Origin of the sequence: Microbacterium sp. GCS4 (assembly GCF_001262495.1) — a bacterium.
In the GTDB taxonomy this organism is placed as follows: Bacteria; Actinomycetota; Actinomycetes; order Actinomycetales; family Microbacteriaceae; genus Microbacterium.
Genome location: NZ_LGYE01000007.1, coordinates 1 through 5,549, shown reverse-complemented (window position 1 = coordinate 5,549; position 5,549 = coordinate 1). Strand labels below are relative to the sequence as shown.

Below are 5,549 nucleotides of genomic sequence, written 5' to 3'. Positions count from 1 at the left end.
TAAAAGGAGTCCGGCGGTGTCCTACTCTCCCACAGGGTCCCCCCTGCAGTACCATCGGCGCTGTGAGGCTTAGCTTCCGGGTTCGGAATGTAACCGGGCGTTTCCCTCACGCTATGGCCGCCGAAACACTATTGATGTTTCAATCGTTGCATAACGACAAAGTCAAAGTTATGCGGTTCTCGACCGTACATCGAGAACCACTCAGTGGACGCAAGCACCAACAAACGGTGTGTTATCAAGTCATCGGCTTATTAGTACCAGTCAGCTGCACACGTTACCGTGCTTCCACATCTGGCCTATCAACCCAGTAGTCTGGCTGGGAGCCTCTCACCCGAAGGTATGGAAGTCTCATCTTGAGGCCGGCTTCCCGCTTAGATGCTTTCAGCGGTTATCCATCCCGAACGTAGCTAATCAGCGGTGCTCCTGGCGGAACAACTGACACACCAGAGGTTCGTCCAACCCGGTCCTCTCGTACTAGGGTCAGATCCTCTCAAACTTCCTACGCGCGCAGCGGATAGGGACCGAACTGTCTCACGACGTTCTAAACCCAGCTCGCGTACCGCTTTAATGGGCGAACAGCCCAACCCTTGGGACCTACTCCAGCCCCAGGATGCGACGAGCCGACATCGAGGTGCCAAACCATGCCGTCGATATGGACTCTTGGGCAAGATCAGCCTGTTATCCCCGAGGTACCTTTTATCCGTTGAGCGACAGCGCTTCCACAAGCCACTGCCGGATCACTAGTCCCGACTTTCGTCCCTGCTCGACCTGTCAGTCTCACAGTCAAGCTCCCTTGTGCACTTACACTCGACACCTGATTGCCAACCAGGTTGAGGGAACCTTTGGGCGCCTCCGTTACTTTTTGGGAGGCAACCGCCCCAGTTAAACTACCCACCAGGCACTGTCCCTGAACCGGATTACGGTTCGAAGTTAGATATCCAGAGTGACCAGAGTGGTATTTCAACAATGACTCCACATGAACTGGCGTCCATGCTTCACAGTCTCCCACCTATCCTACACAAGCCACACCGAACACCAATACCAAGCTGTAGTAAAGGTCACGGGGTCTTTCCGTCCTGCTGCGCGTAACGAGCATCTTTACTCGTAATGCAATTTCGCCGAGTTCGCGGTTGAGACAGTTGGGAAGTCGTTACGCCATTCGTGCAGGTCGGAACTTACCCGACAAGGAATTTCGCTACCTTAGGATGGTTATAGTTACCACCGCCGTTTACTGGGGCTTAAATTCTCAGCTTCGCCTTGCGGCTAACCGGTCCTCTTAACCTTCCAGCACCGGGCAGGCGTCAGTCCGTATACATCGTCTTGCGACTTGGCACGGACCTGTGTTTTTAGTAAACAGTCGCTACCCACTAGTCTCTGCGGCCACCACACCCTTTTCGGAGCAAGTCCGTATAAGTGGATGGCCCCCCTTCTCCCGAAGTTACGGGGGCATTTTGCCGAGTTCCTTAACCACGATTCTCTCGATCTCCTTGGTATTCTCTACCTGACCACCTGAGTCGGTTTGGGGTACGGGCAGCTAGAACCTCGCGTCGATGCTTTTCTCGGCAGCATAGGATCATCCACTTTTTATCCGCATCGTGTCTCAGCCTGTATGAGTCACGGATTTGCCTATGACTCGGCCTACGCACTTGCACCAGGACAACCATCGCCTGGCTTGGACTACCTTCCTGCGTCACACCTGTTAATACGCTAACCGCACCAGCATGGGGTCACGTGCTCCACCACCCGATGGATCCCGAAGGACCCGGTGAGCGGCTTCGGACGTTTAGCACCACTGGATTAGCTTGGGCGGTTCTTCGCCGGTACGGGAATATCAACCCGTTGTCCATCGACTACGCCTGTCGGCCTCGCCTTAGGTCCCGACTTACCCAGGGAAGATTAGCTTGACCCTGGAACCCTTGGTCTTTCGGAGGACGTGTTTCTCACACGTCTTTCGCTACTCATGCCTGCATTCTCACTCGTGTAGCCTCCACGGCTGGTTTCCACCGCCGCTTCGCTGGCCACACGACGCTCTCCTACCCATCAACACGGCTGGACCACGAAGGCCTACCAATAATGTCAATGCCACAACTTCGGTGGCGTGCTTGAGCCCCGTTACATTGTCGGCGCGGAATCACTTGACCAGTGAGCTATTACGCACTCTTTCAAGGGTGGCTGCTTCTAAGCCAACCTCCTGGTTGTCACAGCAACTCCACATCCTTTCCCACTTAGCACGCGCTTTGGGACCTTAGTTGGTGGTCTGGGTTGTTTCCCTCTCGACTATGAAGCTTATCCCCCACAGTCTCACTGCTGCGCTCTCACTTACCGGCATTCGGAGTTTGGCTGACGTCAGTAACCTTGTAGGGCCCATCGGCCATCCAGTAGCTCTACCTCCGGCAAGAAACACGCAACGCTGCACCTAAATGCATTTCGGAGAGAACCAGCTATCACGAAGTTTGATTGGCCTTTCACCCCTATCCACAGCTCATCCCCTCAGTTTTCAACCTAAGTGGGTTCGGTCCTCCACGACGTCTTACCGTCGCTTCAACCTGGCCATGGATAGATCACTTCGCTTCGGGTCTAGGACATGCGACTGAATCGCCCTATTCAGACTCGCTTTCGCTACGGCTACCCCACACGGGTTAACCTCGCCACATATCGCTAACTCGCAGGCTCATTCTTCAAAAGGCACGCTGTCACACCTACCAGGGGTGCTCCAACGGTTTGTAAGCAAACGGTTTCAGGTACTATTTCACTCCCCTCCCGGGGTACTTTTCACCTTTCCCTCACGGTACTTGTCCGCTATCGGTCATCTGGGAGTATTTAGGCTTATCAGGTGGTCCTGACAGATTCACACGGGATTTCACGGGCCCCGTGCTACTTGGGATACTCTTCGCGCCAAGCAAGGCATTTCGACTACGGGGTTGGCACCCTCTATGACCGGCCTTTCAAGACCGTTCGTCTATACCTTCTTGTAACGCCGCCATCTCGGCAGAAATGACTGAAAAGTCCCACAACCCCGAACGTGCAACGCCTGCCGGCTATCACACACGCTCGGTTTAGCCTGATCCGGTTTCGCTCGCCACTACTAACGGAATCGCGGTTGCTTTCTCTTCCTGTGGGTACTGAGATGTTTCACTTCCCCACGTTCCCTCTACCCGCCCTATATATTCAGGCGGGAGTCACTAGGTCGGCACGCCGCCCAGCGGGGTTTCCCCATTCGGACACCCTCGGATCAAAACTTGCTTATCAGTTCCCCGAGGCTTATCGCAGATTGCTACGTCCTTCTTCGGCTCCAGATGCCAAGGCATCCACCGTTTGCTCTTAAAGACTTGAAATCACATGAGTTTGAATCAGAATCGACTCCAGACCCCGAAAGGCCTGGAATGAAATTGACTAATGATCTTTAAGATCATCTTGTGCAACCGATCGATGACCGGTCGCAAGATGCTCGCGTCCACTGTGTAGTTCTCAAAGTACGGGCGGTACCCCTCACCACTTGCCCCACAGGACAAACAACGAAGGGCCCAGAGGTACAGACCCGCAACCCGAAGGCTGCGACGTCCGGTCCCTCAGGACCCAACAGCGTGCAGACACCCCGCTCACCAACCCCCACGTTCCTGCCGCCGAAGCGACGTACTAGCAGAAATCAGCTGCGCTGATGTCATGTCAAATGTTCCACCCATGAGCTCCCAGCGAAGAACGTGTGCCTTCGAACTGGGTTCTGGACCACACGCCATTCAATGAACAACGTGGGTCAGATGCTCCTTAGAAAGGAGGTGATCCAGCCGCACCTTCCGGTACGGCTACCTTGTTACGACTTAGTCCTAATTACCGATCCCACCTTCGACGGCTCCCTCCACAAGGGTTAGGCCACCGGCTTCAGGTGTTACCGACTTTCATGACTTGACGGGCGGTGTGTACAAGACCCGGGAACGTATTCACCGCAGCGTTGCTGATCTGCGATTACTAGCGACTCCGACTTCATGAGGTCGAGTTGCAGACCTCAATCCGAACTGGGACCGGCTTTTTGGGATTCGCTCCACCTCGCGGTATTGCAGCCCTTTGTACCGGCCATTGTAGCATGCGTGAAGCCCAAGACATAAGGGGCATGATGATTTGACGTCATCCCCACCTTCCTCCGAGTTGACCCCGGCAGTATCCCATGAGTTCCCACCATTACGTGCTGGCAACATAGAACGAGGGTTGCGCTCGTTGCGGGACTTAACCCAACATCTCACGACACGAGCTGACGACAACCATGCACCACCTGTTTACGAGTGTCCAAAGAGTTGACCATTTCTGGCCCGTTCTCGTATATGTCAAGCCTTGGTAAGGTTCTTCGCGTTGCATCGAATTAATCCGCATGCTCCGCCGCTTGTGCGGGTCCCCGTCAATTCCTTTGAGTTTTAGCCTTGCGGCCGTACTCCCCAGGCGGGGAACTTAATGCGTTAGCTGCGTCACGGAATCCGTGGAATGGACCCCACAACTAGTTCCCAACGTTTACGGGGTGGACTACCAGGGTATCTAAGCCTGTTTGCTCCCCACCCTTTCGCTCCTCAGCGTCAGTTACGGCCCAGAGATCTGCCTTCGCCATCGGTGTTCCTCCTGATATCTGCGCATTCCACCGCTACACCAGGAATTCCAATCTCCCCTACCGCACTCTAGTCTGCCCGTACCCACTGCAGGCCCGAGGTTGAGCCTCGGGATTTCACAGCAGACGCGACAAACCGCCTACGAGCTCTTTACGCCCAATAATTCCGGATAACGCTTGCGCCCTACGTATTACCGCGGCTGCTGGCACGTAGTTAGCCGGCGCTTTTTCTGCAGGTACCGTCACTTTCGCTTCTTCCCTGCTAAAAGAGGTTTACAACCCGAAGGCCGTCATCCCTCACGCGGCGTTGCTGCATCAGGCTTGCGCCCATTGTGCAATATTCCCCACTGCTGCCTCCCGTAGGAGTCTGGGCCGTGTCTCAGTCCCAGTGTGGCCGGTCACCCTCTCAGGCCGGCTACCCGTCGACGCCTTGGTGAGCCATTACCTCACCAACAAGCTGATAGGCCGCGAGCCCATCCCCAACCGAAATTCTTTCCAACCACTGACCATGCGGTCGCGGTTCGTATCCAGTATTAGACGCCGTTTCCAGCGCTTATCCCAGAGTCAGGGGCAGGTTGCTCACGTGTTACTCACCCGTTCGCCACTGATCCCACAGAGCAAGCTCCGTGTTCACCGTTCGACTTGCATGTGTTAAGCACGCCGCCAGCGTTCATCCTGAGCCAGGATCAAACTCTCCGTAAAAAAGAAATGCATACGAACACCCGGAATAGGATGACGCAGCGAGTTTGATGCTGACCAAAGAGATAAATCATTGCTGACTATCCATTGCCACTCCCCAAAGGAAGTGGTCTTTGATCCAAAGGAATCTCACCCTGCCGAAGCAGGATCGAGGTTATTTGGCATTTGACAAGTGCACGCTGTTGAGTTCTCAAGGATCGGACGCTCCCCCGACCCAACCATCACAGTCAGGCCCGAAGGGCAACTTCTCAATCTTACC

General features: G+C 54.8%; 3 rRNA genes. All 3 read right to left on the bottom strand.

Annotated features, from left to right (window positions below):
* Positions 1-8 precede the first annotated feature (8 nt).
* The 3 genes from rrf to AKH00_RS17500 all read right to left on the bottom strand — a co-directional run bounded on the left by rrf (position 9) and on the right by AKH00_RS17500 (position 5,293).
* A 5S ribosomal RNA gene (rrf, locus tag AKH00_RS17510) occupies positions 9-125 on the bottom strand.
* 106 nt (positions 126-231) lie between these two features.
* Positions 232-3,335 (bottom strand): 23S ribosomal RNA (locus AKH00_RS17505).
* A gap of 434 nt (positions 3,336-3,769) precedes the next feature.
* Positions 3,770-5,293: ribosomal RNA gene (locus tag AKH00_RS17500) — 16S ribosomal RNA — on the bottom strand.
* Together the 16S, 23S and 5S rRNA genes form the textbook arrangement of a ribosomal RNA operon.
* Positions 5,294-5,549 lie beyond the last annotated feature (256 nt).